The organism is Inquilinus sp., from assembly GCF_057815775.1.
Genome location: NZ_JBYRFX010000500.1, coordinates 1 through 1,908 on the forward strand (window position 1 = coordinate 1; position 1,908 = coordinate 1,908).

General features: G+C 65.7%; 2 protein-coding genes and 1 tRNA gene. 2 read left to right on the forward strand and 1 reads right to left on the reverse strand.

Translation table 11 applies throughout. The annotated features are described in order from the left end of the window. Nucleotides 1–201 precede the first annotated feature (201 nt). Nucleotides 202–276: transfer RNA gene (locus AC3XYG_RS17635), tRNA-Thr, on the reverse strand. A gap of 298 nt (nt 277–574) precedes the next feature. On the opposite strand from AC3XYG_RS17635, the gene AC3XYG_RS17640 reads away from it, so the two are divergent. Together AC3XYG_RS17640 and AC3XYG_RS17645 are read left to right on the forward strand one after the other, a co-directional pair. After that, complete coding sequence (locus AC3XYG_RS17640) at nt 575–802, forward strand: hypothetical protein (RefSeq protein WP_489141157.1); 228 nt, start codon at nt 575–577, stop codon at nt 800–802. Next, complete coding sequence (locus AC3XYG_RS17645; RefSeq protein WP_489141158.1) at nt 799–1,743, forward strand: RICIN domain-containing protein; 945 nt, start codon at nt 799–801, stop codon at nt 1,741–1,743. The genes AC3XYG_RS17640 and AC3XYG_RS17645 overlap by 4 nt, the downstream gene beginning before the upstream one ends. Nucleotides 1,744–1,908 lie beyond the last annotated feature (165 nt).

Consider the following 1,908-nt stretch of genomic DNA (forward strand, 5'->3'; position numbering starts at 1 on the left):
TGCTGGCTGCGGAGTGCTGCGACGGCGGCCTGGAACTGCGGCGAGGCGATGATCCGCGAAATCTCGAAGGTCATGGATTGCCTCGAACCGGCCGTTGATGCCCAACGCGTCGACAGTCTCGATGGAGCGCCCCGGAGCTCGCAAATCTGCACAAGGAGACCATCGCGGGCCATCAGAGCGTGCGGATCGAGCTGGAAAGAATGGTGCCGAAGCGGGGATTTGAACCCCGGACCTACTGATTACGAATCAGTTGCTCTACCCCTGAGCTACTTCGGCGCCGCAGGGCGCGCACCCTATACAAGGCGCGCGCCGCAGCGTCAACAACCGACGCGCCCATTGTCGCCGGCATCGGCCGTCGCCCGGCGGCCCGAGCCTGCTCGCGGCGGGATCGCCACGGCCAGGCAATTCGCCTCTCATGTTATTAAAATTGAATATATTTAAATCACGCAACCCTGCTTGACTTATTGCGGCCCAGCGAACTAATATTAGCTCGTTTCTGTAATCTATATATGTCTCGTGTTATTTTAGAACTCGCCGATTGTTCGTCATTTTATTGAGTCATTGCGAGCCCGACGTGGAGATCGTCGCGGCCAATCCGATCGTCGACCATCCTCCAGGCCTGCGGATCAAGTCGGCACCGGCAACGGCGCCCGTGTTCTCTCATGGCGATGGCGGGCTCGGCGGTTCTGCGACGGCGGCCTTTCTGCCGCCCGGCCTGGGTCCAGGCCTTTTACAGGCGTGGGGCAGCCTGCCCCGTCGCCTCCTGTATTTCATCAACCCTATTTCATGGAGAGCATCATGAGCATCGTCATCCAGTCCGGATTGCTGCCGGACCTCGTCGTCTCGAACGATCCGGGCGGCAACGGCGTCAGCCTGCAATGGCTGAACGGCAACGACCCGAACCAGCAATGGACGACGGAGCCGGCCACCGGCGGCTTCTATCTCCGCAACGTCGCGACCGGGACCTATCTGGCCGCGACGGGCAGCAACAGCCGGGTCGTCCTCAACACCCATGGCGACATCTGGCAGAAGACAGGGTCCGACGACCAGTTCACCGCCATTCGCCTGGCGCTCAACACCAGTCAGAATCTGAACGCGCTGGGCGGCGGGGCCGCCGTCGGCACCCCGATCGGCACCTGGAGCTGGGGCGGCGGCGCCGGCAACGAGATCTGGTCGATCGCCGATGTCGCCGCAGTCTGGCCCCGCCAGACCCGGACGCAGTCCTTCGTCAGCGGCCTCGCCGCCTATCTCCAGCTCTCGATCAATCCGGCCGATGTCGCCGGCCCGCTGGTGGTCGACGACAATTTCTCGTCGGGCGCCCCGGCCGGCAACTTCGTCTTCGCCGTCACCCTGTGGTCCTCCGGCTTCTCGATCGTGAACAAGGCGAGCGGCCTGCTGGCCTATGCCAGCGGCGACGGCAACGGCGCCAATCTGCTGCAGCGGCCGGCCGGGCTGATGGGCACGGATGCGGTGTGGACCTATGGCGCCAGCGGCACGTTCCAGGCGGTGCGGCCGTGGTTCGACAGCGGCCAGAACTGGAACGTCTTCGGCAACCCGCACCCGATCCCCAAGGGCGCCCTGGCGACGGGCACCTGGAGTTGGGGCGGGGGCCAGGCGAACGAGATCTGGCAGACGGTGGCGGCGACTGAGTCCCGCCAGGCGGCGCCGAGCGCGCTGTGGCAGCCCGGGCCGGCCGTATCGGCCGAGATCCGGGCCAGCAACGGGCACTCGGCCGCGCATTGATGTGACGTCACTGCAGGTCGGCGCCATGGGCGTCGACCTGCAGCATCATCAGGCATGGATGTGGGCGGGCGGCGGCCTCAGGCCGCCGTCGTCGGCAGCGGGACCGGCAGGGTGTCCTGGCCGGTGACCACGGCCGGCAGATGGATTTCCGTGGCCGGGGCGATG